This window comes from Brevundimonas aurifodinae (assembly GCF_040195595.1).
In the GTDB taxonomy this organism is placed as follows: Bacteria; Pseudomonadota; Alphaproteobacteria; order Caulobacterales; family Caulobacteraceae; genus Brevundimonas; species Brevundimonas aurifodinae.
Genome location: NZ_JBEGDD010000012.1, coordinates 59,929 through 86,124, shown reverse-complemented (window position 1 = coordinate 86,124; position 26,196 = coordinate 59,929). Strand labels below are relative to the sequence as shown.

Annotated in this window: 29 protein-coding genes; 19 read left to right on the top strand and 10 right to left on the bottom strand. The window is 68.9% G+C overall.

From position 1 onward, the window contains the following. Positions 1–26 precede the first annotated feature (26 nt). Both dxs and ABN401_RS13865 read left to right on the top strand, forming a co-directional pair. A complete protein-coding gene (dxs, locus tag ABN401_RS13870) occupies positions 27–1,937 on the top strand; it encodes a 1-deoxy-D-xylulose-5-phosphate synthase (protein WP_349685454.1) in 1,911 nt (636 codons plus the stop codon). Between the two features lie 7 nt (positions 1,938–1,944). Continuing rightward, entirely contained in the window at positions 1,945–2,382 is a 438-nt protein-coding gene (locus ABN401_RS13865; protein WP_349685453.1) for an HIT family protein, read from the top strand. 4 nt (positions 2,383–2,386) lie between these two features. Here the strand turns inward: ABN401_RS13865 and ABN401_RS13860 are convergent, their stop codons facing one another. Together ABN401_RS13860 and ABN401_RS13855 are read right to left on the bottom strand one after the other, a co-directional pair. After that, a complete protein-coding gene (locus ABN401_RS13860; RefSeq protein ID WP_349685452.1) occupies positions 2,387–3,124 on the bottom strand; it encodes a polysaccharide deacetylase family protein in 738 nt (245 codons plus the stop codon). A 23-nt stretch (positions 3,125–3,147) separates the two neighbouring features. After that, entirely contained in the window at positions 3,148–4,407 is a 1,260-nt protein-coding gene (locus tag ABN401_RS13855; RefSeq protein WP_349685451.1) for a DNA polymerase IV, read from the bottom strand. A 94-nt stretch (positions 4,408–4,501) separates the two neighbouring features. Between ABN401_RS13855 and ABN401_RS13850 the strand changes: the two genes are divergently transcribed. Continuing rightward, positions 4,502–4,885, top strand: coding sequence for a response regulator (locus ABN401_RS13850; protein WP_349685450.1), 384 nt, complete (start codon positions 4,502–4,504; stop codon positions 4,883–4,885). Positions 4,886–4,889: 4 nt separating this feature from the next. Beyond that, on the top strand, positions 4,890–6,254 hold the full coding sequence (locus tag ABN401_RS13845; protein ID WP_349685449.1) for a PleD family two-component system response regulator: 1,365 nt from the start codon (positions 4,890–4,892) through the stop codon (positions 6,252–6,254). A 3-nt stretch (positions 6,255–6,257) separates the two neighbouring features. Here ABN401_RS13845 and ABN401_RS13840 read toward each other — a convergent pair whose 3' ends face one another. From ABN401_RS13840 to ABN401_RS13830, 3 genes are read right to left on the bottom strand one after another with little or no spacing between them, the layout of a single operon-like run. Beyond that, complete coding sequence (locus ABN401_RS13840) at positions 6,258–6,752, bottom strand: VOC family protein (RefSeq protein WP_349685448.1); 495 nt, start codon at positions 6,750–6,752, stop codon at positions 6,258–6,260. Then, positions 6,752–7,114, bottom strand: coding sequence for a hypothetical protein (locus tag ABN401_RS13835; RefSeq protein ID WP_349685447.1), 363 nt, complete (start codon positions 7,112–7,114; stop codon positions 6,752–6,754). The genes ABN401_RS13840 and ABN401_RS13835 overlap by 1 nt, the downstream gene beginning before the upstream one ends. Then, positions 7,111–8,340 (bottom strand): class I SAM-dependent methyltransferase, encoded by a 1,230-nt coding sequence (locus tag ABN401_RS13830; RefSeq protein WP_349685446.1) that lies wholly within the window; start codon positions 8,338–8,340, stop codon positions 7,111–7,113. Before ABN401_RS13830 ends, ABN401_RS13835 begins: the two co-directional genes overlap by 4 nt. A gap of 89 nt (positions 8,341–8,429) precedes the next feature. On the opposite strand from ABN401_RS13830, the gene ABN401_RS13825 reads away from it, so the two are divergent. Both ABN401_RS13825 and ABN401_RS13820 read left to right on the top strand, forming a co-directional pair. Then, entirely contained in the window at positions 8,430–8,741 is a 312-nt protein-coding gene (locus ABN401_RS13825; protein ID WP_349685445.1) for a hypothetical protein, read from the top strand. Further along, positions 8,741–9,580: an SDR family NAD(P)-dependent oxidoreductase gene (locus ABN401_RS13820; protein ID WP_349685444.1), complete on the top strand. Its 840-nt coding sequence runs from the start codon at positions 8,741–8,743 to the stop codon at positions 9,578–9,580. The genes ABN401_RS13825 and ABN401_RS13820 overlap by 1 nt, the downstream gene beginning before the upstream one ends. A 3-nt stretch (positions 9,581–9,583) precedes the next feature. Here ABN401_RS13820 and ABN401_RS13815 read toward each other — a convergent pair whose 3' ends face one another. Then, entirely contained in the window at positions 9,584–9,994 is a 411-nt protein-coding gene (locus ABN401_RS13815; protein WP_349685443.1) for a type II toxin-antitoxin system VapC family toxin, read from the bottom strand. Further along, on the bottom strand, positions 9,991–10,314 hold the full coding sequence (locus ABN401_RS13810; RefSeq protein ID WP_349685442.1) for a type II toxin-antitoxin system Phd/YefM family antitoxin: 324 nt from the start codon (positions 10,312–10,314) through the stop codon (positions 9,991–9,993). Before ABN401_RS13810 ends, ABN401_RS13815 begins: the two co-directional genes overlap by 4 nt. A gap of 65 nt (positions 10,315–10,379) precedes the next feature. Between ABN401_RS13810 and ABN401_RS13805 the strand changes: the two genes are divergently transcribed. The 9 genes from ABN401_RS13805 to ABN401_RS13765 all read left to right on the top strand — a co-directional run bounded on the left by ABN401_RS13805 (position 10,380) and on the right by ABN401_RS13765 (position 17,491). After that, complete coding sequence (locus ABN401_RS13805) at positions 10,380–11,264, top strand: polysaccharide deacetylase family protein (RefSeq protein WP_349685441.1); 885 nt, start codon at positions 10,380–10,382, stop codon at positions 11,262–11,264. After that, positions 11,261–11,890: a glutathione S-transferase family protein gene (locus ABN401_RS13800; RefSeq protein WP_349685440.1), complete on the top strand. Its 630-nt coding sequence runs from the start codon at positions 11,261–11,263 to the stop codon at positions 11,888–11,890. Before ABN401_RS13805 ends, ABN401_RS13800 begins: the two co-directional genes overlap by 4 nt. A gap of 50 nt (positions 11,891–11,940) precedes the next feature. Then, positions 11,941–12,729, top strand: a complete 789-nt coding sequence (locus tag ABN401_RS13795; protein WP_349685439.1) for an HpcH/HpaI aldolase/citrate lyase family protein — start codon at positions 11,941–11,943, stop codon at positions 12,727–12,729. Continuing rightward, positions 12,730–13,251, top strand: a complete 522-nt coding sequence (locus ABN401_RS13790; protein WP_349685438.1) for a MaoC family dehydratase — start codon at positions 12,730–12,732, stop codon at positions 13,249–13,251. It begins immediately after the preceding gene. A gap of 1 nt (position 13,252) precedes the next feature. Then, positions 13,253–14,446, top strand: a complete 1,194-nt coding sequence (locus tag ABN401_RS13785) for an acyl-CoA dehydrogenase family protein (protein ID WP_349685437.1) — start codon at positions 13,253–13,255, stop codon at positions 14,444–14,446. 169 nt (positions 14,447–14,615) lie between these two features. Further along, positions 14,616–15,785: a CaiB/BaiF CoA transferase family protein gene (locus ABN401_RS13780; RefSeq protein WP_349685436.1), complete on the top strand. Its 1,170-nt coding sequence runs from the start codon at positions 14,616–14,618 to the stop codon at positions 15,783–15,785. Next, positions 15,782–16,015 carry a DUF433 domain-containing protein gene (locus tag ABN401_RS13775; RefSeq protein ID WP_349685435.1) on the top strand — a complete coding sequence of 78 codons (234 nt, stop codon included), beginning with the start codon at positions 15,782–15,784 and terminating at the stop codon, positions 16,013–16,015. The genes ABN401_RS13780 and ABN401_RS13775 overlap by 4 nt, the downstream gene beginning before the upstream one ends. 1 nt (position 16,016) lies before the next feature. Then, a complete protein-coding gene (locus ABN401_RS13770) occupies positions 16,017–16,373 on the top strand; it encodes a DUF5615 family PIN-like protein (protein ID WP_349685434.1) in 357 nt (118 codons plus the stop codon). After that, entirely contained in the window at positions 16,370–17,491 is a 1,122-nt protein-coding gene (locus ABN401_RS13765) for a CaiB/BaiF CoA transferase family protein (RefSeq protein WP_349685433.1), read from the top strand. The genes ABN401_RS13770 and ABN401_RS13765 overlap by 4 nt, the downstream gene beginning before the upstream one ends. A 132-nt stretch (positions 17,492–17,623) precedes the next feature. On the opposite strand, the gene ABN401_RS13760 is transcribed toward ABN401_RS13765, so the two are convergent. Together ABN401_RS13760 and ABN401_RS13755 are read right to left on the bottom strand one after the other, a co-directional pair. Then, positions 17,624–18,337, bottom strand: a complete 714-nt coding sequence (locus ABN401_RS13760; RefSeq protein ID WP_349685432.1) for a GntR family transcriptional regulator — start codon at positions 18,335–18,337, stop codon at positions 17,624–17,626. 8 nt (positions 18,338–18,345) lie between these two features. After that, the gene (locus tag ABN401_RS13755; RefSeq protein WP_349685431.1) at positions 18,346–19,596 is read right to left on the bottom strand and encodes an acetyl-CoA hydrolase/transferase family protein; all 1,251 of its coding nucleotides are present in this window, start codon (positions 19,594–19,596) and stop codon (positions 18,346–18,348) included. Positions 19,597–19,664: 68 nt separating this feature from the next. Between ABN401_RS13755 and ABN401_RS13750 the strand changes: the two genes are divergently transcribed. From ABN401_RS13750 to ABN401_RS13735, 4 genes are read left to right on the top strand one after another with little or no spacing between them, the layout of a single operon-like run. Continuing rightward, complete coding sequence (locus tag ABN401_RS13750) at positions 19,665–21,035, top strand: MmgE/PrpD family protein (protein WP_349685430.1); 1,371 nt, start codon at positions 19,665–19,667, stop codon at positions 21,033–21,035. After that, complete coding sequence (locus ABN401_RS13745; protein ID WP_349685429.1) at positions 21,032–22,399, top strand: MmgE/PrpD family protein; 1,368 nt, start codon at positions 21,032–21,034, stop codon at positions 22,397–22,399. Before ABN401_RS13750 ends, ABN401_RS13745 begins: the two co-directional genes overlap by 4 nt. Next, complete coding sequence (locus tag ABN401_RS13740) at positions 22,396–23,793, top strand: phenylacetate--CoA ligase family protein (RefSeq protein ID WP_349685428.1); 1,398 nt, start codon at positions 22,396–22,398, stop codon at positions 23,791–23,793. Before ABN401_RS13745 ends, ABN401_RS13740 begins: the two co-directional genes overlap by 4 nt. After that, complete coding sequence (locus ABN401_RS13735) at positions 23,793–25,118, top strand: amidase (RefSeq protein WP_349685427.1); 1,326 nt, start codon at positions 23,793–23,795, stop codon at positions 25,116–25,118. Before ABN401_RS13740 ends, ABN401_RS13735 begins: the two co-directional genes overlap by 1 nt. Before the next feature lie 242 nt (positions 25,119–25,360). Here the strand turns inward: ABN401_RS13735 and ABN401_RS13730 are convergent, their stop codons facing one another. Continuing rightward, positions 25,361–26,140, bottom strand: a complete 780-nt coding sequence (locus tag ABN401_RS13730) for an enoyl-CoA hydratase/isomerase family protein (protein ID WP_349685426.1) — start codon at positions 26,138–26,140, stop codon at positions 25,361–25,363. Positions 26,141–26,196 lie beyond the last annotated feature (56 nt).

Sequence of the window (26,196 nt, the reverse complement as noted above, 5' to 3'; positions counted from 1 at the left end):
CAAGAAACCAAGGTACCGATTTCCCGATGCCCGATACGCCTCTCCTCGACAAGGTCCGCATTCCCGCCGACACCCGCGGCTTCGACGCGGCTCAGCTGCGGCAACTGGCCGATGAACTCAGGGCCGAGACCATCGACGCGGTCTCCACCACCGGCGGCCATCTCGGGGCCGGGCTCGGCGTCGTCGAGCTGACAGTGGCGCTCCACCATGTGTTCCGGACGCCGGACGACATCCTGATCTGGGACGTCGGGCATCAGTGCTATCCGCACAAGATCCTGACCGGCCGACGCGACCGTATCCGCACCCTGCGCCAGGGTGGCGGGCTCAGCGGCTTCACCAAGCGGTCCGAGAGCGAATACGACCCCTTCGGCGCGGCCCACGCCTCGACCTCCATCTCGGCCGCCCTCGGCTTCGCGGCCGCGCGCGACCAGCAGAACAAGAACAACAAGGTCGTGGCCGTGATCGGCGACGGGTCGATGTCGGCCGGCATGGCCTATGAGGCGATGAACAACGCCGCCGAGACCACCGGCCAGTTGACCGTCATCCTCAACGACAACGACATGTCGATCGCTCCGCCAGTCGGCGGCATGAGCGCCTACCTGGCCAAACAGGTCTCGGGCGGCGCCTATCAGAACTTCCGCCAGTTCGGAAAGAAGGTCGCCGAGCACATGCCGCGCCCCTTCCGCGAGGCAGCGCGCAAGGCTGAGGAATACGCCCGGGGCATGGTCACCGGCGGCACCTTCTTCGAGGAACTGGGCTTCTACTACATCGGGCCGGTCGACGGGCACGACCTGGACAACCTGGTGCCGATCCTCAAGAACGCCGCCGCCATCACCGACCGTCCGGTGGTCGTCCACGTCGTCACGCAAAAGGGCAAAGGTTATGCCCCGGCGGAATCCAGCGCCGACAAGCTCCACGCGGTCGTCAAGTTCGACGTGGTGTCGGGCAAGCAGAACAAGTCCGTCTCCAACGCGCCCAGCTACACCAAGGTGTTCGGCACCGAGCTGATCAAGCGGGCCGAGCGCGATCCCAAGGTCGTGGCCATCACCGCCGCCATGCCGTCGGGCACGGGGCTGGACCTGTTCGGCCAGGCCTTCCCGGACCGCACCTATGACGTCGGCATCGCCGAGCAGCACGCGGTGACCTTCGCGGCCGGTCTGGCGGCGGACGGCATGAAGCCCTTCTGCGCCATCTATTCGACCTTCCTCCAGCGCGGCTACGACCAGGTCGTCCACGACGTGGCGATCCAGTCGCTGCCGGTGCGCTTCGCCATGGACCGGGCCGGTCTGGTCGGGGCCGACGGCTGCACCCACGCGGGATCGTTCGACATCGGCTATATGGGCGCGCTTCCCGGCATGATCCTGATGGCCGCCGCCGACGAGGCCGACCTCGCCGCCATGATCGCCACCGCCTGCGAGATCGACGATCGTCCCTCGGCCTTCCGTTATCCTCGCGGCGACGGCGTGGGCGTCGAGATCCCCGAACTGGCCGCCCCTCTGGAAATCGGCAAGGGCCGCATCGTCCGCGAAGGGACCGCCGTCGCCCTGCTCAGCTTCGGCACGCGGTTGCAGGAGACGCTCAAGGCCGCCGACATCCTCGCCGCCCACGGCGTCTCGGCCACGGTCGCCGACGCCCGCTTCGCCAAGCCTCTGGACCACGACCTGATTACCCGCCTCGCGCGCGAGCACGAGGCCCTCATCACGATCGAGGAAGGCGCCATGGGCGGCTTCGGTGCCTTCGTGCTTCAGTTCCTGGCCGGTGAGGGCGCGCTGGACGCGGGCCTCAAGATCCGCACCCTGCACTTGCCCGACGTCTTCCAGGACCACGACAACCCGGCCCTGCAGTACGCCGAGGCCGGTCTCGACGCCGAGCATATCGCCGCCGCCGCGCTCAAGGCCCTGGGCGTCGCGCAGGCGAGGGGCGCGGCCCGCGCCTGATCGCCCGATGACGCTCCACGCCGCCTACGACCCCGCCAACGTCTTCGCGAAGATCCTTCGCGGCGAGATGCCGGCGGTGAAGGTGTTCGAGGACGACGCCGTCCTGGCCTTCATGGACGTCTTCCCCCAGTCCGAGGGGCATGTCCTGCTGATCTCGAAGACCTCGACCGCCCGCAACCTGCTGGAGGCCGAGCCCGGGACGCTGGCGGTCTTGGTCGCCGCGACCCAGCGGGTCGCGCGCGCCGTCGTGAAGGCGCTCTGCTGCGACGGCGTTTCGGTCATGCAGTTCAACGGCGAGGCCGGGGGCCAGACCGTCTTCCACCTGCATTTCCACGTCATCCCGCGCTGGGCCGACCGGCCGCTGAAGTCTCACGGTCAGGCCGGCATGGCCGACATGGATCAGCTGAAGACCACAGCGGCGAAGATCGCGGCGGCGCTCGACTAGGCGGTCAGCCGACCCGCGTCAGCGCCTGTCCGACCGGCAGGATGTCCAGCCCCGCCACCTTGGCCAGCCGGATCACCCGGTCCAGGTCGTCGGGCGTGCAGCCATATGGCGTCGGCCCGTCCATCACCTCGTGGCCATAGGCGATCAGCCAGCCCTTCCCCGACGCCGCCTCCGCCATCAGCGCCTCCAGGTCGTAGCCCGGCAGCCGGCGGCTCTCCAGACCGATGGCCTGAACCGCCGCCCGGTCCGCGCGTCCGACGTTGACGCCATCCCGAACCCCCCGCGCCAGTCCGAACCGTTCCGCCACCACGGCCTTGCCGATGACCGACACGTCGCCGAAAGGCCAGGCGAAGGTCTCCATCCGATGCCCGTCCAGCCGCTCCGCGATCCAGTAGGCATTCCGGTCGAGGTCGGCGGCATAGGCGGCGGGCGTGGCCCGCAACGAACTCAGATGGCTGAAGGTGTGGCACCCCACCTCGTGCCCCGCCGCATGGAGGTCTTGCAGATGCCGGGTGGTGAACTGGGGCAGGCCCAGGTTCTCGCCGCTCTCCAGCCCGCCACAGACATAATAGGTCGCCTTGACCCCGTGCTCGGCCAGGATCGGCCCCGCCTCGGTCCAGGCGGTCTCGGGGATATCGTCGAAAGACAGGCTGAACAGCCCGCGTTCGGGCGCGACCGGCATGGGGCGCACATCCAGCCAGCGACCGGCCCGGCGACGCATCTTGTCGAGAAATGCGGACATGGCCAAAGCCTAGCGGGCGAGACTTAAGGCCGCTTCAACGCCCGCCCGGCGACCACAGCGCTCGCTCCGAACTTCTCGCGCAGGGCGTCTATGGTCGTCTCGGTCTTCAGCGTCCGCGTTTCGGACGAGGCGAACAGGCCCTCAGGCGCGTCCTCGGCGTCCGCGATATCCGCCAGTCCGATGCCGATCAGGCGATAGGGCTGCCCCAGCTCCGGCTTCAGCAGCTCGCGCCCCACGGCGAACAGACCCCGCGCCGTCTGCACCGGCTCGGGCAGAGTCTTTCGGCGCGTCACGATCTTGAAGTCGGTGCGCCTCAGCTTCAGCACGATCACCCGGCTGGCCACCCCGTCGCGCCGCGCCTTGGACGCCACCTTTTCGCACAGGGGCCACAGCTCGGCTTCCAGATCCTCGCCCGTCGTCAGGTCGGTGTTGAAGGTGGTCTCCGCGCTCATGCCGCGCCGGTCGTGCTCCGGGTTCACCGACCGCGCGTCCCTCGCGTGGCTGAGATCGTGCAGCCGCAGCCCCGTCTCGCCATAGCGTCTGACCAGGTCTCGCACATCCGCTGCGGCCAGGTCGCCGACTGTGGCATAGCCGTCCGACACCAGGGTCTTGCCGAACACCGGCCCGACCCCGGGGAGCACCCGCACCGACTTCGGTGCCAGCATGGCCTGGGCGTTTGCCGCGCCGATCACCGAGAACCCGCGTGGCTTGTCCAACTCCGACGCGATCTTGGCCAGAAACCGGTTGGTGGCCAGGCCGATGGAGACGCTCAGCCCGATCTCCGCCTCGATCTCGCGCTGCAGTCGGATCAACTGCAGCGCCGGCGGCCCGCCGTTCAGCCGCTCGGTCCCCGACAGATCGATCCACGCCTCGTCCAGCGACAGGGTCTGCACCAGGGGCGTCAGGGCGCGCACCTTCTCGAAGATGCGTTTCGATTCCGCGATGTATTTCGGAAAGCTGGGCTTGATCACCACCGCGTCGGGGCAGGCTTTCAACGCCTTGAACATCGGCATGGCCGAGCCGACGCCGGACTGGCGCGCGATATAACAGGCGGTGGTCACCACGCCACGCACCCCGCCACCCACGATCACCGGCTTGTCGCGCAGTTCGGGCCGGTCGCGCTTCTCGACCGAGGCATAGAAGGCGTCGCAGTCCAAATGGGCGATCGACAGGCCGGACAGCTCCGGGTCCGACACCACGCGCGGCGATCCGCAGCCCGGGCAGCGCGTCACGGGCACCGCTCCGGTCCAGAGGCACTCGCGACAAACGGCGGTTATGGTCACGCTGGCGATCCGACTTCACGCCAACTTAAGACTGGATCGGCAGGATCGAAACCGAAGACGGCGAAATGATCGCCGCCACGACCGCCGGATGCCGATGTCCAAGAAAGTCCTCATCGTCGAGGATAACGAGCTGAACATGAAGCTCTTTCATGATCTGCTCGATTCCCAGGGTTACCAGACCCTGCAAACCCGCGAGGGATTGCAGGCCATGGCCCTGGCGCGCCAGCACATGCCCGATCTGATCCTGATGGATATCCAGCTGCCCGAGATCAGCGGCCTGGAAGTCACCAAATGGCTCAAGGACGACGAAGAGCTCAATCACATCCCGATCATCGCCGTGACCGCCTTCGCCATGAAGGGCGACGAGGAGCGGATCCGCCAGGGCGGCTGCGAGGCCTATATCTCCAAGCCCATCTCGGTGATGCACTTCCTCGAGACGGTGAAGAAGCACCTCAACCTGCCGGTCGCGGTGGCCTGAGACCATGACCGCGCGCATCCTGGTGGTCGATGACGTCGAGGCGAATGTCCGCCTGCTCGAGGCCAAGCTCACGATCGAGTACTACGACGTCCTGACCTGCTCGGACGGGGCCACGGCGGTGCGCCTGGCCGCCGACGAGAAGCCGGACATCATCCTGCTGGACGTCATGATGCCGGGCATGGACGGGTTCGAGACCTGCCGCCGCATCAAGGCCGATCCGGCGTCGAGCCATATCCCGATCGTTCTCGTCACGGCGCTCGACGGCCGCGAGGACCGGATCAAGGGGCTGGAAGCCGGGGCCGACGACTTCGTCACCAAGCCGATCGACGACGTCGTCCTGTTCGCCCGGGTCCGCTCCCTGACGCGACTCAAGATGATCATGGACGAACTGCGCGAGCGCGAGGACGCCAGCCGTCGCCTGGGCGTCGCCACCGACGGCGCGGGTCGCCTGCGGGGCTCCGGCGGCCGCGTCCTGGTCGTCGACGACAATGATCGCCAGGCCGCCCGCATCGCCGAGGAGCTGATCCGCGAGCACCGACCGGCGATCGAGACCGACGCGGCGGCGGGGTTGGCGGCCTCGAAGACTCCGATCGACCTGATGATCGTCAACGTCGCGGCCGCTGAGTTCGACGGTCTGCGCCTGATCGCCCAGGTCCGCTCGGCCGAGACCACGCGCCATCTGCCGATCCTGGCCGTCGTCGATCCGGCCGACCGGCCGCGCCTGGTCAAGGCGCTGGAGCTGGGCGTCAACGACATTCTGACCAAGCCGGTCGACCCCGAGGAACTGGCCGCCCGCGCCCGCACCCAGGTCCGGCGCAAACGCTACACCGACTTCCTGCGCGAAAAGCTGGACTACAGCCTCGAGATGGCCGTCACCGACGCCCTGACCGGCCTGCACAACCGCCGCTACATGGCCGGACAGCTCCAGGCCTTCGTCAGCCGCGCGGGCCTGGGCGGAGAGCCTGTCTCGGTGCTGGTGATGGACATCGATCACTTCAAGGCGGTCAACGACGGCTTCGGCCACGATGCGGGCGACGAGGTGCTGCGCGAGTTCGCCGTGCGCCTGGCCACCAACGTCCGCGCGGTCGATCTCCCGTGTCGCCTCGGTGGCGAGGAGTTCGTCGTGGTCATGCCGGGGACCGACATGGAGGACGCCCGCCGCATCGCCGAGCGCATCCGTCGTGACGTGGGCTCCACCCCGTTCCGCGTCATGGGGGGGCGAGAGCATCTGACCGTTACCATCTCGATCGGCGTCGCCGCCTGTTCGGGCCCTGGCGACACGCCCGAAGCCCTGCTGAAGCGCGCCGACGAAGGCGTCTACGAGGCCAAGGCCGCCGGCCGCGATCGAGTCATCGCCCGCGTCGCCTGATCGTCAGCCGACGCTGACCGCCGCGTTGCGGAACTGTTCGGCCGGGTCGCGGTCGATCAGATTGATCAGCACCCCATCCGGATCGCGCAGGCAGACTTCCATCTGGCTGCGGTGCGGCATGGTGAAGGTGATGGGATCGGGCGACCAGGTCGCGCCGGCCCCGCGCGCCGCGGTCAGCACCTCCATGAAGGGCCGGGCGTAGAAGACCAGCGCCGTCTCTCCGAGGCGCGGCGGACCCACCGGGGCGGGCAGGGGCTCCGGTGCCGGCGTCAGTTCGAACAGGCCCACCATGCCAAAGTTTGCCGCGTCCGCCCCGCGCTTCAGGATGCGACAGCGCAGGGTCGAGCCCTCGGGCACCTGCAGCGCGCCTTGCGACGATTCCGGATCGAGGTCGCCCTCGAAATAGACCGCATCGAGGCCGAGCGCGCGATAGAAGATCGTCGATCGCTCCAGGTCCGAACAGAAGACGGCGGACCGAATCAGGCTTGAGACCGGCATCAGGCGTCCGCCTTCGACACTTCGACCGCGACCTCTTCGGAGGCCAGGTCGTCCTTGGCCTGCATCGCCTCGGCCTCCTGCTGGAGGGTTCTGAGCACGCGGTTCAGATACTCTTGCATCCACAGGCCGCGCTCCGCCGCCTGTTCCTTGGTCGGCTCGAACTGCTCGACCTCGGATCGGGCGACGACGCCCTTGGCCTCCAGCAGCCGTTCCACCGTGTCCAGCCGCTCGCGCGTGACCGCCAGTTCCTGGACCGTGGCCATCAGGATGTTCAGGACCCGCTCGACGGACGGATCCATGAAGTGAGGCCGCTTGCCTGCCGGCTTGGCCGAGGACAGTCCCAGCGCCAGATCGACGCTCATTTCCGGGCCCCGACGACGTGCCAGGCGGCCTTGCGACCGTAGTCCTCGCCGTCGTCGTCGGCGGCGTCGGGAAAGACGTCCCGGTCGACCACGGCCGTGACTCCGTCGTGAATCAGCCTGGCCCGGTCGAAGCCCGCCTCGACCATGAAGCCGTCGATGTCTAGCTCATGCATCGTGCTCCAGAAGGGCTCGTTATTGAAGAAGGCGTCCCAGTCGCGCATGGCCTGTTCGAACAGGGGCATGGCGGCGGCATACTGCGGTTGTTCGACGTGCAGCACGATGCCACCGGGCCTCAGCACGCGGTGCGTCTCGGCGAAGATCGCCTTCATCGAGGACAGCGACAGCTCGTGCAGGGTCATGGTCGTCTGCACCCAGTCGAACGATCCGTCGGCCCAGCGCGACAGGTCCGACCCGTCGCCCTGGACGAAGCGCACATTCTCGACCCCCAGCGACTTCGCCCGCGCCGCGCCGTAGCGCAGCATCGGGGCTCCGACATCCAGGGCGATGACCTCCGCGTCGGGGAAGGCTTCCGCGATCGGCAGGACGTTCTGGCCCAGGTTCGCGCCGATATCGAGGATGCGGCGCGGCTGGAAGTCCGGCAGGTTCTTCCTGACCCACCGCACCACCGCATGGCCGCCGCCGTCCGAAAACCGGCCCAGCGCCCCACCCGTGGTGGCGAAGATGCCGCTGTCGTAGTTGGCCGCCCCCGACACGTCGCCGGGGAAGACCTCGCGGTGATAGCTGCCGGGCATGCAGTGATGATCGACCGCCGACACATAGCGCGGGATCGGCAGGGCAGGATCCAGCTCCAGCCGGTCGCCCGTCTTGGTCAGGGAATCGACCCTGGCCGACAGGGACTCGGCCTGGCGCAGGGCGATCCACCGACCCGCCTGCTGGCGCTGTTCCATCGTCGCCCGCCTCAGCGCGGACCAGGCCTGATAGTAGGGGTCCTGCAACAGGGCCTTCCTCACCTCATGCCGGTCTTTGGGCGTGCGGCCTTCGCGGGCCTCGAAGGCGGGGCCGGCCCGGCGCTCCCAGGCCGTCTTCACCGCCGGCATGACCTTGGTCGACAGGTGCCGGTTCATGTGGGCCAGGAAGTTGAACCGCGCGATCTCGTCGTGGCTGGTTTCGGGGAACACGCCATGGCGGCCGACCACGCGATAGTCGGGCGGGCCGGAATAGGACTGGGCGGGTCCTGCGTTCTTCAGATCGGGTGAACCGTCCATGATCGACCTCCGGGGGCTTGCCGCGCGCAAATGATATAGGATTATATCATTTGCCCGTCGAGGGTTCCGAACCATCAAGGATGACGCATATGGCCGCGACCCGCATCTTCGCCCTGTTCAACCTGAAGCCGGGCCAGGACCCGGCGGCCTATGAGGCCTGGGCCAGGGCCAGCGACATGCCGGCCGTGCGCGCCATGAGCTCGGTCGACGATTTCCAGGTGCAGAAGGTCGAGGGCCTGCTCGGGTCCGACGCAGCGCCGCCTTACGCCTATATCGAAACCATCGACGTCAACGACATGGGCAAATTCTTCGAGGAGGTCTCGACCCCCGCCGCCCAGAAGATCGCCGGCGAGTTCCAGTCCATGGTCGACGTGACCTTCCTCGTCACCAAGGCGCTGTGATGGGGCGCTTCGACGGCAGGGTGGCGGTCGTCACGGGCTCGGGCCGCCGCAAGGGTTTGGGCGAGGCGATCGCCAGGAAGCTGGCCGGTGAGGGAGCCCACGTCGTCATCTCCGACATCGGCACCTCGAAGGACGCGGCAACACCCGGGGCCATGATCGGCGCGACCGAGGAGATGGCCGCCATCGCGGTCGAACTGCCCGGCTCCAGTACCTGCGTCTGCGACGTGCGCGATCCGGCTCAGGTCAGGGCGCTCGCGGCCCACGCGGTTCAGACCCACGGCGGGCTGGACATCTGGGTCAACAACGCCGGCATCGGCTACATCATGAAGCCCTTGATGGAAGTGACGCCCGAAGACTGGCGCGCCGTGATCGACGTCAATCTGTCGGGCTGTTTCTACGGCATCCAGGCGGCGGCCGAGGTGATGATCGCCCAGAACGCCAAGAATGGGGGTCGCGGCGGACGTATCGTCAACATCGCCTCGCAAGCCGCCAAATCCGGCTTTCCCCACGCCCAGGCCTACACCGCCTCCAAGCATGGGCTCGTCGGCCTGACGCGGTCCGCCGCGATCGAGCTGGGGCCGCACGGCATCACCCTGAACAACGTCTGCCCCAACCACGTCACGACGGGCCTCGGGGCCTGGCAGAACGAGTATTTCGCCAAGGTCGTCGGCGCGGCATCGGTCGACGACTACCTGAAGGCCATGGCCGACCGCATCCCGATGCGCCGTCCCGGCCTGCCCCAGGACACCGCCGACGCCGTCGCCTTCCTGTGCTCGGACGACGCGAAATACATCACCGCCGAAAGCCTGAACGTCTCCGGCGGCGAGGAGCCACACTAGGTGTCAGCAGGGCAGAACGCGAACGTGGCCGAAGGCGGCGTAGTTCAAGATGGGCTTGTCGCGTGTGACAACAGCGGCGTTCAATCTGCGCGCTGTCGCGACGATGAAGCGGTCGGCTGGGTCATTGTGAAACCCGCCGGGCAAGGATTGGGACTCAACAAGAATTTCCGCGTCAGCCGTCGCGACCCTGATGTCACGTCTTCGCGCAAGTCTGTCGAACCATTCGATGGCGGATATGGTTTGAGGCATCCGCTTTTTTCGGATCAGGACCGCCATTTCCCAGGCCGAGAAGGGGCTAATCCAGAGGGCGTGATTGGACGCCGCTGTCTCTACCGCCGTTCTCGCATCTGCCGCGAACGGGGCATCATCGGCAAGCCAGATGGCGGCGCAGGTATCCAGCAGCAGGTGGGTCATGTCTCGCGCAAGAACGTCGACATGCTTTCAACCTGTTCTTCCCATTCCTCTTCGGTCGTGGTGGGCGCGGTGAGGTCGAGATCGGCGGGAACGCTGATCAGGCCTTTCATGCATCCGAACAGGGGACCATCGGGGTTCGTCGCGGCGGAGCCGTCGTCTGGACGCGATAGCCGCGCGACCGGTCGCCCGCGCTTGGTCAGGACCACCTGGTCCAAACGGCCCTTCTCGACATCGTTTATCAAGCCGAGGCTTTTCGCCTTGAATTCGGTGACGCCGATCTCGCGCACCCGCTTGCCGATGTGTCCGGCGTCGTCGGCCATGAGGGCCTCCTTCTCAACTGGACCAGTCATACTGGACCACTTCGCAAACTTCAATGAGACCGCCCATGCCCGCGCCCGCTGATTTCACCTGGCCCGGCGGTCGTCGCCTGGCCCTGTCCATCGTCGTAAACGTCGAGGAGGGCGCCGAGCAGAACATCCGCGACGGCGACAAGGGGCCCGAGCCGGTCGATGAGCTGTCCGCCGTGCCGAAGCGGCCTATGCGCATGCACGGCAACGAGTCCAACTACCAGTACGGCATCAAGGCCGGCGCGCCGCGCATCCTGAAGCTGTTGGACGAGCACCGGATCGAGGCGACCTGGACGGCGGCGGCCCTGGCGCTGGAGCGGGCGCCCGATTTGGCGGCGCAAGTCGTCGCGCGGGGCGACGAGGTCTGCTGCCACGGCTGGCGCTGGGCCCACCAGTTCTGGATGGACGAGGACAAGGAGCGCGACTTCATCCGAAAGGGCTGGGAGTCGATCGAGCGCACGACGGGCAAGCGCCCGACCGGGTGGCTCAGCCGCTATCTGCATACCGAGGCGACCCGGCGACTGCTGGTCGAGGAGGGGTTCGCCTATCACATGGACGACTATTCCGACGATTTCCCCTTCTGGGACGTGGTCGAAACGGCGGAGGGCCAAAAGCCGATCGTCATCCTGCCCTACGCGCTGGATTCCAACGATATGAAGTTCTGGCTGGCCCCGGCGCTGACGGCGCGCGACTGGCTACAGTACGCCACAGACACTTTCGACCAGATGCACGCCGAGGCCATGGACGGCGAAACCAGGATGATGAGCCTGGGCCTCCACCTGCGGATCATCGGTCGGCCGGGCCGGATCGGTGCCTTCCGGGGCTTCCTCGAGCACATCGCTGGAAAGCCCGGCGTCTGGATCACCAGCCGCCAGAAGATCGCCGCCGCCTTCGCCGAGGCCGTTCCGGTGCCGAGCGCATGATCGAGCTTTGGACCGTGACGACGACGAATGGTCAGAAAGTCCAGATCGCTCTGGAGGAGGCCAGGCTGCCTTATCGCGCCACCCTCGTCGATCTGGTGGCCGGCGAGCACCGGACGCCGGAGTTCCTGGCGCTCAACCCCTTCGGCAAGGCCCCGGTGATGCGCGATCCGGACGGGCCGGGCGGGCGGCCTCTGGTGCTCGCCGAGACCCTGGCCATCGCCTGGTACGCGGCCGAGAAGGGGGCGAACGGCCTGATCTCCGGCGACCCGGCGATCCGGGCCGAACAGATGATGTGGGCCGCCGCCATCTCTTCCTCGGTCGCCATGCCCTTCGCCATGCAGTTCTTCGCAAGCCAGCTGGCCCCGACGCCGAATCCCTGGCTGATCGAGACCATGACCAGCGGCGCGAAGGGCGTTTTGGCGGTGTTCGAGGCGCGATTGGCCGAGCGCGAGTTCGTCTGCGGCGAGGCGTTCAGCGTGGTCGATTGCCTGCTGTTCCCGGTGGTGGCGACGTCGGCGAAGCGGCTTGACGGCTGGCTGGAGGCTTACCCCGCGCTGAGGCGCTGGCATGACGGGACGGCCCTGCGGCCAGCCGTTCAGCGCGGGATGGCCGTCGGCGCAGATTGACGTTCGCACCCCGCTCAGACTAAATGTCCGGACATTTGATCCGAGGCGTCATGGCCTATCGCTCGCTCCTGTTCGTGCCCGCTTCAAGGCCCGACCGCTTCGACAAGGCGGCCGGGGCGGGGGCGGACGCCGTCTGCATCGACCTGGAGGACGCCGTGCCGCCGGACGCCAAGGACGCGGCGCGAGCGGCAGCCATAGCCGCGCTGAACGGTGGGTTCGGCGTCAGGGTCAATGCGGTCGGCACCGCAGACGGCGAGACGGATCTGAAGGCCCTCTCGGACGCCCGACCGGTCTTCGTCATGATCCCCAAGGCCGCCTCCGCCGCCGACGTCGCCGCCGTCCGCGCAGCGACCGCTGCCCCGCTGTGGCCCATCGTCGAGAGCGCCGAGGCCCTGCACGCCGCCTGGGACATCGCCGCCGCGCCGGGCGTCGCGGGCGTCCTGTTCGGCGGGGCCGACTACGCCGCCGACCTCGGCTGCACCATGGACTGGGAACCGCTGTTCCATGCCCGGGGCATGCTCGCCGCGGCCTGCGCGCGGGCGGGGGTCGAGCTGCTGGACGTGCCCCATCTCGACATCGCCGACGAGGCCGACTTGATCGCCTCGACCCGCCGGATCAAGGCCATGGGCTTCACCGGCCGGGCCTGCATCCATCCGTCCCAGATCGGGCCGGTCCACGCCGTCTTCACCTCCACCGAGGCCGAGATCGCTCGGGCCCGCCGCGTGCTCGAGGCTTTCGAGGCGGCCGGCGGCGGTGTGGCCCTGCTGGACGGCAGGCTGATCGAGAAACCCCTGATCCGCGCCGCGATGCGCACGCTCGAACACGTCGGAGACGCCTGAATGGTTCAGCAGTTCAAAGAGGTCGGCCCGCAACGCTACCGCGAGACCTTCGGGCGGTACTTCGAGGATTTCATCGTCGGAGACGTCTATGAGCACCGCCCCGGCAAGACGGTGACGGAGTACGACAACCACCTGTTCACGCTGATGACGATGAACACCCACCCGATGCATTTCGACGCCGAGTTCGCAAAGGCCTCGGAGTTCAAGCGGAACATCGTGGTCAGCCCCTACACCCTCGCGCTGCTGATCGGCATGAGCGTCACGGACTGCAGCCAGAAGGCCATCGCCAACCTGGGCATGGACGAGGTCAAGTTCACCGCCCCCGTCTTCGCCGACGACACCATCTATGGCGAGAGCGAGGTGCTGGCCAAGCGCGAGAGCCAGTCCCGTCCGGGCCAGGGCATCGTCACCATCCGCACCATCGGCCTGAACCAGGACGGCGTTCAGGTCTGCACCTTCGTGCGCAACATGCTGATCCCCGGTCGCGGCAACGCGGTCGAGGATCGCGTCGGGAACTACTGACATGAACGTTCACTCGCCCATCATCTCCGACGCCGACGAACGCGCCATCCTCGACGCCATCGACAAGTGGATCGAGCAGAAGGTCCGCCCGGTCGCCATGGCGCTGGAGCACGGCGACATCTGGCCCGCCGATCTGGTGGACGACATGGCCGAGCTGGGCCTGTTCGGGGCCATCGTCGATCCGGAATACGGGGGGCTCGGCCTGTCGGCGACGACCTATTCGCGCATCGTCATGCGCATCGCCGAGGAGTGGATGAGCCTGACAGGCATCTTCAACTCCCACCTGATGATGGCCACCGTCGTCCAGCGGTTCGGCACGGATCGGCAGAAAGAGTACTGGCTGCGCCGGTTCGTCACCGGAGAGATGCGCGGCGGCCTCGGCCTGACCGAACCGGACGCCGGCACCGATCTTCAGGCCATCCGCGCCGTCGCCACGCGCGACGGCTCGGACTATGTCGTGACCGGGACCAAGACCTGGATTTCCAACGCCATCATGGGCCACTGCTGCGCCCTTCTGGTGAAGACCGACCCGGAGGCGCAGCCGCGCCACAAGGGCATGTCGATGCTGATTGTGTCCAAGATCGACCCGGAGACCAAGGCACCCCTGCCGGGCATCTCCAACGGCAAGAAGCTGGAGAAGCTGGGCTACAAGGGCATCGACTCGGGCGAGTTCATCTTCGACGGCTACCGCTGCGACGCCGAGCTCAGCCTGGTCGGCGGCGAGGAGGGCAAGGGCTTCCTGATGGCGACGGGGGGCCTCGAGATCGGCCGCGTCAACATCGCTGCCCGCTCGGTGGGGATCGCCAAGCGGGCGCTGAAGGAGAGCGTCATCTACGCACAGACCCGCAAGACCATGGGCAAGCCGATCGCCGAGCACCAGGCGATCCAGCTGAAACTGGGCGACATGGCCGCCAGGACCCGGGCGGCGGAGCTGTTGGTCGAGGACGCGGCGCGGGCCTTCGACGCCGGCGGTCGCATCGACATGGAGGCGGGCATGGCGAAATACTTCGCCTCCGAAACCGCCGTCGAGGTTGCGACCGAGGCGATGCGGATCTTCGGTGGCTACGGCTATTCCAAGGAGTACGTCATCGAGCGCCTCTACCGCGACGCCCCATTGATGTGCATCGGCGAGGGCACCAACGAAATGCAGCGCATCATCATCGCCAAACAGCTGGTGGCGAGGAACAAGGTGTGACGCGGGCGGCAGTCTTTCTCCCTCCCCCTCGGGGGAGGGCAGGCCGCGCAGCGGCCGGGTGGGGACGGCAAGGCGAAACGCACGCAAGGGGAGCTTGGGTCGCCTGGCCCGCCCCACCCGGTCTCCGCTTCGCTCCGACCACCCTCCCCCGAGGGGGAGGGAGAGGCTCATGAACCTCCCTCTCTCCGGTGTCCGCGTCCTGGCGGTCGAGCAGTACGGGGCCGGTCCCTACGGCACCATGCTGATGGCGGAGCTCGGCGCCGAGGTCATCAAGATCGAGGCGCCCTCGATGGGCGGAGACGTGTCGCGCCAGACCGGGCCCTATTTCCTGGGCGAGGGCGACAGCCAGTTCTTCCAGACCTTCTCGCGCTCCAAGTCGTCGGTCGCCCTGGAGATCAAGACGCCGGAGGGCCGCGCCGACTTGGAGCGGCTGGTGCAGTCGGCGGATGCCGTGGTCAACAATCTGCGCGGCGACCAGCCCGCGAAACTCCGCCTCGATTACCCGAGCCTGAAGGCGGTCAAGCCGTCGATCGTCTGCGCCCATCTGTCGGCCTATGGGCGCAACAACAGTCGTCAGGCCTGGCCCGGCTACGACTACCTCATGCAGGCCGAGGCCGGGTTCATGAGCCTGACCGGAGAGCCGGACGCCCCGCCGACGCGCTTCGGCCTGTCGATGGTCGACTTCATGACCGGGACGATGTGGGCCATGGCGACCGTCAGCGCGATCCTGAAGGCGCGCGAGACCGGCATCGGCTGCGACGTGGACGTCAGCCTGTTCGACGTGGCGCTCCATCAGCTCAGCTACCCCGCCGTCTGGGCCATGAACGAGGGCCACGACGTCGGCCGCCTGCCGCGCGGCGCCCACCCCTCGATCGCCCCGTCCCAGCTGGTGAAGACCCAGGACGGCTGGGGCCTGCTCATGTGCCAGACGCCCAGGTTCTGGGACCGCTTCTGCGAGCTGGCGGGTGCGGCGCATCTGAAGGCCGACGCCCGGTTCGCCGACATCCCCGCGCGCCGGGCCAATCTCGCCGCGCTCAGCGAGGCGGTGGACGCCGTGACTTCGACCCGCACGACCGACGAGTGGCTGGGCATCCTTGGCGGCGAAGTCCCCTTCGCCCCGGTGCGCGATGTCACCGAGGCGCTCGCCAATCCCTTCGTCGCCGAGGTCGGTATGCGCGACGTGGTCGACCACCCGGACCGCGACGGCGGCCTGCACATGCTGGCCAGCCCGGTGAAGATCGACGGCCAGAGGGCACCCGGTGTTCGAGCGCCCAAACTCGGCGAGCAGACGAGCGCGGTGTTGGGCGATGGCCCCGGATCGGGTATGGTGCGTCCATGACCGTCCGCCATCCGCGCATCAATATCGATCCGAACATCATGTCCGGTCAGCCGGTCATCAGCGGAACGCGTGTGCCTGTCAGCATCCTGCTGATCCTCGTGGCGGATGGCGTGCCCATCCCGGAAATCCTGGAAAACTATCCCAGCATCACCGAAGACGACATCCGCGCGGCGTTTCGCTTTTCCGCAGCCATGATGCGGCGGACGTTCGACGATCGCGCGGCCGCCTAGATTGAAGTTTCTGATCGACGAATGTCTCTGGAAAGGCGTCGGTGGCGCCCTTTCGGAGCGGGGTCACGACGTCGCCTATGTCGTCCTGGTCTCGCCCGGCCTGGCGGACGAGGACGTGCTCGACTGGGCCGAGCGCGAGGACCGTGTCGTTCTGACCCACGACCGGCGGATGAGCACGCTGGTCCGGTACGGCGAGTTTGTGCCTCGGGGGATCGTCGTCGTTGATGAGCTGCTCGTCTACCAGACTGCTGACCTGATCGCTCCGCTGCTCAATCAGCTGCCGGGCCAGATCACCACGATTGAACCGGACAAGCCGCCCCGAATGCGACCGATCGGCTGGCTGGCTGTCGAGCCATGAAACTCTCCGGTATCCGCGTCCTCGACCTCAGCCTGTTCCTGCCGGGGCCGATGCTGACCCTGATGATGGCCGACCACGGGGCCGAGGTGATCAAGGTCGAACCGGCCGGGGAGGGCGAGCCCACCCGCCACGTCGGCTATCGCAAGAACGGCGAGAGCGTCTGGTTCCGGAACACCCATCGCGGCAAGCGCTCCATCCAGCTGAACCTGAAGGACCCTTCGGATCACGCCGTCTTCATGGCACTGGCCGCCGAAGCCGACGTGGTGGTCGAGGCCTTCCGCCCCGGTGTGGCGAAGCGTCTGGGCGTCGACTACGACACGGTGCGGGCGATCAATCCGGGCGTGGTCTACTGCGCCGTCTCGGCCTTTGGTCAGGACGGCCCGTATCGCGACCGGCCCGCGCACGACGTGGCGGTTCAGGCCCTGGCGGGCGTCGTGTCGCTGAACGAGGGGCAGGACGGCCTGCCCGCCATGCCGGCCATGCCGGTGGCGGACGCGCTGGCGTCGCTGACGGCCCTGTCCGGCGTGCTGATGGCCCTGCTGCGAAAGCGCGAGACGGGGGTTGGCGACTACCTCGACGTCGCCATGTTCGACAGCGTCCTGGCCTGGACGCCCAATGTCACCGGCCGGATCTTCGCCACGGGTGAACCCCACGTCGTCAAGGACGAACGCTCCTGGGGCGGCAATGCGATGTATGGCCTCTACCGCACCGCCGACCACCGCTGGCTGGCGCTGGGCGGGGCGGAGGTGAAGTTCGCGAGGAACCTCCTGACGCCGCTGGGGCGCGAGGACCTGATCCACTACGCCGAGCTTCCGCCGGGATCGGGGCAGGAGCCCTTGCGGGCCTTCTTGCGCGAGGTCTTCGCGGAGCGGACGCTGGCGGACTGGGAGGCCTGGTTCGCCGACAAGGACGTGTGCTGGGCGCCGGTCCGGACGCTGAAGGACGCGTTCGACGACCCGGCGCTGGAGGCCCGAGGCATGCTGACAAGAGACGCCGACGGCAACGAGATCGTCGGCACGCCCATCCGCTTCCGCGAAGAGCCCGCGGTGATCGACCCGCGCGTGCCGGGACTGGACGAACACGGAAGCGAAATCCGACTCCGTCATCCTCGGACTTGATCCGAGGATCGGACCCGCCGTGGCGGACATGCTGGCAGCGACCCCCGATCGTGCACGACCGTCTGGCTCATCATTCGAACGACGTCCGATCCTCGGATCAAGTCCGAGGATGACGGGTTCAAACCGGGTACGTCATCCCTCCCGCCGATACGTCATCGCATAGACGAACCGCCCGCCCGGATGGACCGAGTCCGACGCCAGGATCAGCGCCCCGTCATCGCCGTGATAGCGCCGCAGCGTCCGCAACGCCGCCCCGCCAGCCTCGGCCTGAAGCGCCTTCGCATCGGTCGCCGACAGCAGCTCCGCCGTGATCTCCTGGTCGATCCGCCCGGCCGCCACGCCGAACCGCTCGTCCAGCAGGGCATGCACCGACCGCCCCTCGCCGAGGTCGCCCGCGACCCCCGTGAACGGCTGGGGCACATAGATGCGCGAAAGGGCCAGAGGCAGGGCCTCCGCGATCCGCAGGCCGTCGATCACCAGCCAGGTCCGCTCCACATCCCCGCCGATCCGGGCCGCCTCGTCCGGAGTCAGACGTCGCTCCTTCTGTGCCAGAACCGTCAGCTTCGCCGTCTGGGCGTACTGCATCAGGTCCTCGACGCCGCCCAGCGGCTGGACATAGGCCTGCGGGCTGGCCGCCGCGATCACCGTCGTCCCGGCACCCCGCCGCCGTGCGATCAGCCCGGCCTCGGTCAACAGGCGGATGGCGTCGCGGGCCGTGTGGCGCGACACGCCATGGGTCTGGGCCAGCTCCAGCTCGGGCGGCAACTGTGTCCCCACGGCGAAGTCTCCGCGCGCGATGGCGGCGCGCAGAGTCTCGGCGAGCTGGCGATAGCGGGGCGCGGCCATGGCTCTCCCTACATCGCCCGGCGCATCGCCGACCAGTCGTCGGCCAATCGGTCGCGGTGCGCGGGCGAGGCGACGGCGATCAGGGCTTCGGCGCGCCCGTCGATCGACAGGCCGCGCAGATCGGCCACGCCGTGTTCGGTGACCACGACGACCGGATCGCCGCGCGCGACGCTGGGCGGGCACGCCAGGCGCGGCACGATACGGCTGAGCGCGCCGCCCTTCGCCGAGGCGGTCAGGGCGACGACGGGCACGCCGGTCTCCGACGCCCAGGCCCCCCGCAGAAAGTCGATCAGCCCGCCCGCGCCCGACACCTGCCTCCCGTCCATCCACTCCGCGTTGACCTGCCCGAAAAGGTCGACCTCGATGGCCGAGTTGACGGCGACGAAGCGCGGGATGGAGGCGAGCGTCGCGATGGCATGGGTCTGACCCACCGGGCGGAAGCGAACGCGCGGATCGGCGGCGACGCGGGCGTAGAGGGCGGCCGACCCCAGCGCCACGCCGGTCGTCACGGCGTCCACCGTATCCCGGTCCAGCAGGTCGATCAACGGCTCGGTCACCATGCCGGAATGGACGCGCATGCCCCTGCGATCGCCGAGCGCGGCCAGGGTGGCCACCCCGCTCTTACCCAGCCCCGTCTGCACGGTCGCGCCGTCGGGGATCAAGGCTGCGACCCTCGAGGCGATGGCGGCACTGACCGGATCGATCGCGCCCGCGCCATAGCCAGGCAGGGGGGTGTCGACCTCCACCACGGCGTCGAAGGCGGCCAGCGGCACGGTCGGACCGTCGGCGACGGCGGGCATTCCCGCATGGATCAGACCGATCCGGAACCGCGTCCGCTCGAACACCGCAGGGCTGAAATCGGCGGCGACGCCCAGGCTGCATCGGCCATCGGCTCCCGGCGGCGCGACGGTGAACACGCCCGCATCGAACGCCCGGCCCGACAGCCGCCGCCAAACCTGGGTGTAGGTCAGGGGCGCGAAGGTCATCCGCCCGGCGACGAAGCTGTCGCGCCATTCGGGGGCCAGGAAGATCGCCTCCGCCCGCGCGTCGTCATGCAGTCCCGCCCAGTCGGTGCGGTTGACGCCCGGAATCCAGACCCCTTCGAAGGTCAGCCCCGCCGCTGCCTCGGGCCGCCGCGCCAGCGTTTCCGCCAGCGCCAGAGGCTCGCCCGCGCAGCCGGGAATGAAGACGCGCCCGCCATTGGGCACGGCCGTCTTGAGGGCGTCGATCGCGGCGTCCATCGTCATCGAGATCGGCATGTGTCGGCGGTCGTCTCCGGCTTGACCGGCGAGGGTCCAGGACGCGATAACAGCATATGTCCGGACATTTGTCCTCTATCACCGAGCGGCTGGTCGAACGGCTGGGCCGGCCGGTCTCCGCCGGGGATCGCGCGCGGGCGCGACTGCACCTTCTGGACTGGGTCGGGTGCGCCGTGGCGGGCGCGCGGGAGGCCGACGTGGCCCGCGTCGCCGCCTTGGCCGAGACCGAGGGGCAGGGGCCTTGCCGCATTGTCGGCGGCGGCCGGGTCGGGCCCCAGGCGGCCGCGTTCGCCAACGGCCCGGCGGGCGCGATCCTGGAGATGGACGACGTCGACCGCCGCGCGCTGCTGCACCCCGGCCCGGTGGTCATGCCCGCCGCCCTGGCCCTCGTCCAGCATCTGGACGTGACCGACGGCGAGGTCCTGCTGGACGCGGTCGTCCGAGGCTATGAGGCCATGATCCGCATCGGCCGGGCGGCGGGGCCGTCGCACTATCGCTTCTTTCACCCGACCGGCACGATCGGCGGCTTCGGCGCGGCGGCGGCGGGGGCCAGCCTGATGCGGCTGGACGGCGAACGGACGGCCTGGGCGCTGGGCCTCGCGGGCCAGCAGGGCGCGGGCCTGTGGCGCGCGCGGCACGAGCCCGGCTCGGTCAAGGCGCTGCACGACGGCCGGGCGGCGGCGAACGGCGTGGCGGCCGCTCTGCTGGCCCGCGACGGCTTTCGAGGACCGCTCCGGGTGCTGGAGGGCGAGCAGGGCCTCTTCCCCGCCATGGCCCCCGACGCCGATCCCGAGGCCGTGCTGGCGCCCGCCGACGGCTGGCTGATCCACGAGGTCAGCTTCAAACCCCACGCCGCCTGCCGCCACGCCCACCCCACCATCGACGCGGCGCTGGCCCTGCGCGCGCGGCTCCTTCCCTTCTCCGCTCATCCCCGCGAAAGCGGGGACCCAGTTCTTCGGACAATCCGCGTCGAGACCTACCGCGACAGCGTCCTCTTCTGCGACAAGCCGAGCCCGACGACCGTCCCCGAGGCCAAGTTCTCGCTCCAGCACAGCGTGGCCGTCGCCCTGATCCACGGCGACGCGGGCCTCGCGCGGTTCGAGCCCGCCGCCCTGACCGACCCCGGCGTCGCCGCCCTGCGCGCCCGCGTCTCGGTCGCCGTCGCCGACGACCTGACCGCCGCCTATCCGGCCCGCTTCGGCGCGCGCCTGATCGCCACGGCGGGCGGCGTCGAACACCGCATCGAGGCGCTGGACGCCCTCGGCGATCCCGAGAACCCCCTGTCGCCCGACGCCGTCCGCGACAAGGCGCGCGCCCTGATGGCCTGGGGCGGCATGACCCCGGATGCGGCCGAAGCACTGATCATTGCCGTCGAGGGATTGGGCCTGACCTTCACCGTCGCCGACTTGTCCATCGCCTTGCCGGGCAGGGCCGCATGACCCTGTCGCGCACCCTCGCCGAGCGCGCCCTGGCCCTGACCTGGGCCGACCTCGACCCGGCGGCCCGCGCCGCCGCCAGGACCTTCCTGCACGACACCCTCTGCGTTGGCGCCGCCGGGGCCCGCGCGCCGCTGGCCGACAATGTCCTGACCGCCGCTCGTGGCTGGGGCGAGGGGACCCACTGCGGCGTCCTCGGCCACCCCGGCGTGCGCCTGCCCCAGCCCTCGGCGGCCTTCGTCAACGCCGTCCAGATCCACGCCCAGGAGTTCGACTGCGTCCACGAACCGGCCGTGGTCCACCCCATGGCGACGGTCGGGGCCGTGATTCTGTCCGAGGCCGACCGCGCCTCCGCCGAGGGCAAACCCATCTCCGGCGAGGCCCTGCTGACCGCCCTCGTAGCGGGTGCCGAAATCGCCGCCTCCCTGGGCCTTTGCGCCACGACGCCGCTCAAGTTCTTCCGCCCCGCGACGGCGGGCATCTTCGGCTGCGTCGCCGCCCTGATCTCGCTTCGCCGCCTGTCGCCCGATCAGGGCGTCTCCGCCTTCGGATACGCCCTCGCCTTCGCGTCGGGCACCATGCAGGCCCACGCCGAGGGCAAGCCCGCCCTGCCGATCCAGATCGCCAACGCCGCCCGTGCCGCTGTCATGGCCGCCGACCTCGCCGAGGCCGGCCTGCCCGGACCGGAGGCCTCGATCGAGGGCCCCTTCGGTTATCTCACCCTGTTCGAGACCGCCCACGATCTGACCCCCCTGACCGATCCCGCCCCCGGCTTCCGCATCGCCGAGGTCAGCTGGAAGCCTTTCCCGACCGGCCGGGCGGCCCACGGCGGCATCGTCGCCCTCCAGACCCTGATGACGCAGCACGGACTGTCCGCCGCCGACGTCGCAGAGGCCGTCTATCGCGCGCCGCCTTTGATCCCCCGCCTGGTCGGCCGCCGCCCCAGCCCGGACATGGCCCCGGCCTGGGCGCGGCTGTGTCTGCCGTGGCTTGGGGCCGTCGTCCTGACGCGCGGCACGGTCGGCCTCGCCGACTTCACGCCCGAGCACCTGTCCAACCCCGCCCTGCTGATCCTCGCCGAGCGCATCCGGGTCGAGGCCGACGCCAACCCCGACCCCGCCGCCTTCACGCCCGCGACGCTCACCGTCACCACCTCCGACGGCCGCGCCCTGACCCACACCGTCACCGCCCAGCTCGGCTCGCCCGCCCAGCCCCTGACCCGCGACCAGCACCTGGCCAAACAGGCCGCCTGCCTCGACTTCGCCGGCCTCGGCGCCAACGCCGCCACCCTCGCCGACACCATCGATCGGTTCGAGACCCTGGACGACGCCTCTTCGATCCTCTCCCTGCTCGGAGCCCACCGATGACCGACACCCACCGCACCTACTGGGACGAGATCGATTTCGCGGCCATCGCCCGCGACCACCCCATCGGCGACGCCTTCACCCGGCTGGTGACCTCGATCAGCCGCGACGAGCTCCGCGCGCATCAGGAAAAGCTGTTCGCCCGTTGCGTCGCCCGCGCCTGGAAGACCGCCTTCTACCGTCGCCTGTGGGGCGCCGCCGGCATCGCCGAGGGCGACATCCGGGGCCTCGACGACCTCCCGAACCTGCCCAGTTTCGACAAGTCCGATATCATGAAGTCGCTGGAGATCGCCCCCCCCTTCGGCGACTTCGCGGGCTTCGAGTCCTACCCAGAGGATCAGCGCCCGCCGGTCATCTTCCACACCACGTCGGGCACCACCGGAAAGCCCCAGGTCCTGCTGTTCGGGCCCAAGTCGCGCGAGGTCCAGAACCTGCTGCTGGCCCGCCTCTACCGCTGGCAGGGTCTGCGCTCGGGCGACGTGGTCCACTCCGTCTATGGCCACGGCATGATCAACGGCGGCCACTATGTGCGCGAGGCCGTGACCCACTGGACCAGCGCCGTCTTCATGTCTGCGGGCACGGGGGTGGAGACCCGTTCGGCCCAGCAGGTCGAGCTGATGACGACCTTCGGCGCCACCGCCATCGTCGGCTTCGCCGACTACATCAAACGCCTGGCCGAGGTCGCCCGCGAGGCGGGCCTCGTCCCCGGCGTCGATATCCCCGTCCGCATGATTTCCGGCCACATGGGCCGCGAGGACAAACAGGCCCTGTCCGACGCCTGGGGCGGGGCGGAATGCTTCGACTGGTACGGCGTCGGCGACACCGGCTGCATCGCGGGCGAAGGCCCCGACCGCGACGGTCTCTATGTCATGGAGGACGCCCAGTATCTGGAGGTCTGCGACATCGACACCGGCAGGCCTGTGGCCGACGGGGCCCTCGGCGACATGGTTGTGACCTGTCTCTACAAGGACGACCTGTATCCCATCATCCGCTTCAACACCCATGACGTGACCGAGGTCATCACCCGGCCCTCGTCGATCGGGGCCGCCTTCCAGCGGATCGAGGGGTTCCTGGGCCGCTCGGACAACATGGTGAAGGTGCGCGGCATCAACATCTTCCCCCAGGCCATCGGCCCCATGCTGGACGAGGCGCCGGAGTTCGCGGGCGAGTTCGTCTGCAAGACCCGCCGCGACGCCGCCGGCCGCGACACCTTCGTCGTCGTCGCCGAGGCCTCGGCCCCCGGCGATCCGGCTCTGGCGGACCGGTTCGGCGAGATCCTGAAGCGCAAGATCGGCATCGAGGTCGAGGTCGAACTGGTCGAACGGGGCCAGACCGCCGCCCTGACCCAGATCGACGTCCGCCAGAAACCCATCCGCCTGATCGACGAGCGGTTCTGATGATCGGCCCGTTCGAGCCAGAGGTGACTGCCGGCGTCGTGGCCCTGTCCGCCGCCTACGCAGAGGGCTCGACCCGTCCGGACGCGGTGCTGGCGACCTATCTCACCCGCATCGAGCGGATGAACCCGGCGATTCACGCCTTCATTGACCTCGACATCGATGGCGCCCGCGACGCGGCCCGCGCCTCATCCTACCGTTGGGCTTCCGGCATGGCCCTGTCTCCACTCGACGGCTGCGTCGTGGGGGTGAAGTCGAACATCGCCGTCGCCGGCCTACCCTGGACGGCGGGCATCGGTGCCTATCGCGACCGCATCGCCGACCGCGACGCCGCCTGCGTCAGACGGCTGCGGGCGGCGGGCGCGATCCTCCTCGGCACTCTGAACATGGAGGAGGGGGCGCTGGGCGCGGTCACGGACAATCCCTGGTTCGGCCGTACCCAGAACCCTTGGCGCGAGGGCTTCACGGCGGGCGGATCGTCGGGCGGCTCGGGCGCGGCGGTGGCGGCGGGCCTGTGCGCGGCGGCGCTGGGCACCGACACCATGGGCTCGGTTCGCATTCCGTCCGCCTACTGCGGCGTGTTCGGCATCAAGCCCCGCTACGGTGCGATCTCGGACGAGGGGGTCACGCCCCTGGCGCCCAGCCTCGACCACGTCGGCGTCCACGCCCGTTCGGCCGGGGACTGTGCCGCTTTGCTGGCCGAGATCGCCACGCCGGACCCCGCGTCGCCCTCCGGCCCGCTCGCCGCGCTGGACGTGACAGACCGTGCGACCCTGTCCGACGACGTCCGCGCCGCCTTCCTCGCCGTGATCGCCGTCGCCGAAGCCCAAGGGCTGCTTCAAGGCTCGGTCCCCCTCGACATTGATCTCGGCCGCATTCGCCGTCGCGGTCTTCTTATCTCCGAGGTCGAAGGCCTGGCCGAACACGCCGACATGCTGGAGGCCCGACCGGACGGCTTCTCCGAGACCTTCGCCGGCATGCTCCGCTGGGGCGCGGCCCAGCCGCCGGAGAAGCTCGCCGAGGCCCGCGCCGAGATCGCGTCCGCCAAGGCGGCGGTCGAGGCCCTGATCGGCGACCGCGTCGGCCTCCTGGGCCCCACGACGGGCGGCCCCGCCTTCCCCTTCGGCTCTCATATTCCGGCGGACCAGGCCGACATCACCTGCCTCGCCAACATGGCCGGTCTGCCGGCGGTGGCGTTTCCGATGGGCCTGTCAGGTGACGGGATGCCCCTGTCGGCGCAGATCATCGGGCGGGACAGCGGGGCGATCCTGGAGTTGGCGGGGAAGCTGGCCACACCGCTCCCCCTCTCCCAGAGGGAGAGGGCTTGAGCGCAAGGCGCGCAGCGTCGTCCTTGCGGATCGCTTCGCTCTCCGAGCCTCAAGCCCTCTCCCTACGGGAGAGGGAAAAGCTCGATGCGTCCGATCCTGACGCACCGCTCACTTACGCTGTCCCGATGACCCGATCCGCCCCGCCGAACCGCCCAATGTCCACCATGAGCACTGTGTTTTTCACAGTGCACATCCGTCGATTTCAGACGTTTCAGACGGTTCGCACCGTGTTTCCGACCGCCTCACCGAAACGGAAACACCGGCTTCCGCTTCCCCAGAAACGCATCCCGCCCCTCGTGGAAATCCTCGCCCTCGACCGCCTCGATCAGCCAGCGCGCCGTCGCGTCCGTATCCGCCGTCTCCCCGTCGGCGATCAGACCCACGATCTCCTTGGCCCGGCGCGCGGTCCATTGGCTGGCCGCCGCGATCTGTGCCGTCTTCTCCGCCACCGTGGCCTCCAGCGCGTCAGGCGCATGCAGGGCGTCCACCAGCCCGATCGCCAGCGCCTCCTCCGCCCTGATCAGCCGCCCGGTGAACAGGATGTCCTTGGCCTTCGACAACCCCACCGCCTGCACCAGCCGCCGCGTATCCGGCAGCGAATACACCAGCCCCAGCTTGCCGGGCGTCAGCGCCAGCCGCGCGTCGGTCGCCGCGATCCGCAGATCGCACGCCAGCGCCAGCCCCAGCCCACCGCCCACGCAGGCCCCCTCGATCATCGCCACGGTCGGCTTCTCGAACGTCGCCAGCGCCTCCATCGCCTCGCCCACCCGGTCGAAATAGGCGCGCGTGCTGTCCGGCGTCGCATAGACGGTCTCGAACTCGCCGATGTCGGCACCGGCCGCGAAGGTCCCGCCGGTGCCCCGCACCACCAGCACCTTGGCCGACGTGTCCGCCGCTACGCCCGCCAACAGGCCGGGCAGGGCGCTCCACATGGCCAGGGTCAGGGCGTTCTTCTTCTCGGGTCGGTTCAGGATCAGGGTCGCCACATCGCCCGCGACCTCGACCTTCAGCGCGTCATTCATGTGCAGTTCCAAAAAGGCTTTCCCGACCAAATGATCTAAGTCTATACCATTTGCCA

Bases quoted from the DNA above. Each gene is read 5' to 3' on its own strand.
- dxs (WP_349685454.1), top strand. From the start codon at position 27: ATGCCCGATACGCCTCTCCTCGACAAGGTCCGCATTCCCGCCGACACC.
- ABN401_RS13865 (WP_349685453.1), top strand. From the start codon at position 1,945: ATGACGCTCCACGCCGCCTACGACCCCGCCAACGTCTTCGCGAAGATC.
- ABN401_RS13860 (WP_349685452.1), bottom strand. From the start codon at position 3,124: ATGTCCGCATTTCTCGACAAGATGCGTCGCCGGGCCGGTCGCTGGCTG.
- ABN401_RS13850 (WP_349685450.1), top strand. From the start codon at position 4,502: ATGTCCAAGAAAGTCCTCATCGTCGAGGATAACGAGCTGAACATGAAG.
- ABN401_RS13845 (WP_349685449.1), top strand. From the start codon at position 4,890: ATGACCGCGCGCATCCTGGTGGTCGATGACGTCGAGGCGAATGTCCGC.
- ABN401_RS13840 (WP_349685448.1), bottom strand. From the start codon at position 6,752: ATGCCGGTCTCAAGCCTGATTCGGTCCGCCGTCTTCTGTTCGGACCTG.
- ABN401_RS13835 (WP_349685447.1), bottom strand. From the start codon at position 7,114: ATGAGCGTCGATCTGGCGCTGGGACTGTCCTCGGCCAAGCCGGCAGGC.
- ABN401_RS13830 (WP_349685446.1), bottom strand. From the start codon at position 8,340: ATGGACGGTTCACCCGATCTGAAGAACGCAGGACCCGCCCAGTCCTAT.
- ABN401_RS13825 (WP_349685445.1), top strand. From the start codon at position 8,430: ATGGCCGCGACCCGCATCTTCGCCCTGTTCAACCTGAAGCCGGGCCAG.
- ABN401_RS13820 (WP_349685444.1), top strand. From the start codon at position 8,741: ATGGGGCGCTTCGACGGCAGGGTGGCGGTCGTCACGGGCTCGGGCCGC.
- ABN401_RS13815 (WP_349685443.1), bottom strand. From the start codon at position 9,994: ATGACCCACCTGCTGCTGGATACCTGCGCCGCCATCTGGCTTGCCGAT.
- ABN401_RS13810 (WP_349685442.1), bottom strand. From the start codon at position 10,314: ATGGCCGACGACGCCGGACACATCGGCAAGCGGGTGCGCGAGATCGGC.
- ABN401_RS13805 (WP_349685441.1), top strand. From the start codon at position 10,380: ATGCCCGCGCCCGCTGATTTCACCTGGCCCGGCGGTCGTCGCCTGGCC.
- ABN401_RS13800 (WP_349685440.1), top strand. From the start codon at position 11,261: ATGATCGAGCTTTGGACCGTGACGACGACGAATGGTCAGAAAGTCCAG.
- ABN401_RS13795 (WP_349685439.1), top strand. From the start codon at position 11,941: ATGGCCTATCGCTCGCTCCTGTTCGTGCCCGCTTCAAGGCCCGACCGC.
- ABN401_RS13790 (WP_349685438.1), top strand. From the start codon at position 12,730: ATGGTTCAGCAGTTCAAAGAGGTCGGCCCGCAACGCTACCGCGAGACC.
- ABN401_RS13785 (WP_349685437.1), top strand. From the start codon at position 13,253: ATGAACGTTCACTCGCCCATCATCTCCGACGCCGACGAACGCGCCATC.
- ABN401_RS13780 (WP_349685436.1), top strand. From the start codon at position 14,616: ATGAACCTCCCTCTCTCCGGTGTCCGCGTCCTGGCGGTCGAGCAGTAC.
- ABN401_RS13775 (WP_349685435.1), top strand. From the start codon at position 15,782: ATGACCGTCCGCCATCCGCGCATCAATATCGATCCGAACATCATGTCC.
- ABN401_RS13765 (WP_349685433.1), top strand. From the start codon at position 16,370: ATGAAACTCTCCGGTATCCGCGTCCTCGACCTCAGCCTGTTCCTGCCG.
- ABN401_RS13760 (WP_349685432.1), bottom strand. From the start codon at position 18,337: ATGGCCGCGCCCCGCTATCGCCAGCTCGCCGAGACTCTGCGCGCCGCC.
- ABN401_RS13755 (WP_349685431.1), bottom strand. From the start codon at position 19,596: ATGCCGATCTCGATGACGATGGACGCCGCGATCGACGCCCTCAAGACG.
- ABN401_RS13745 (WP_349685429.1), top strand. From the start codon at position 21,032: ATGACCCTGTCGCGCACCCTCGCCGAGCGCGCCCTGGCCCTGACCTGG.
- ABN401_RS13740 (WP_349685428.1), top strand. From the start codon at position 22,396: ATGACCGACACCCACCGCACCTACTGGGACGAGATCGATTTCGCGGCC.
- ABN401_RS13735 (WP_349685427.1), top strand. From the start codon at position 23,793: ATGATCGGCCCGTTCGAGCCAGAGGTGACTGCCGGCGTCGTGGCCCTG.
- ABN401_RS13730 (WP_349685426.1), bottom strand. From the start codon at position 26,140: ATGAATGACGCGCTGAAGGTCGAGGTCGCGGGCGATGTGGCGACCCTG.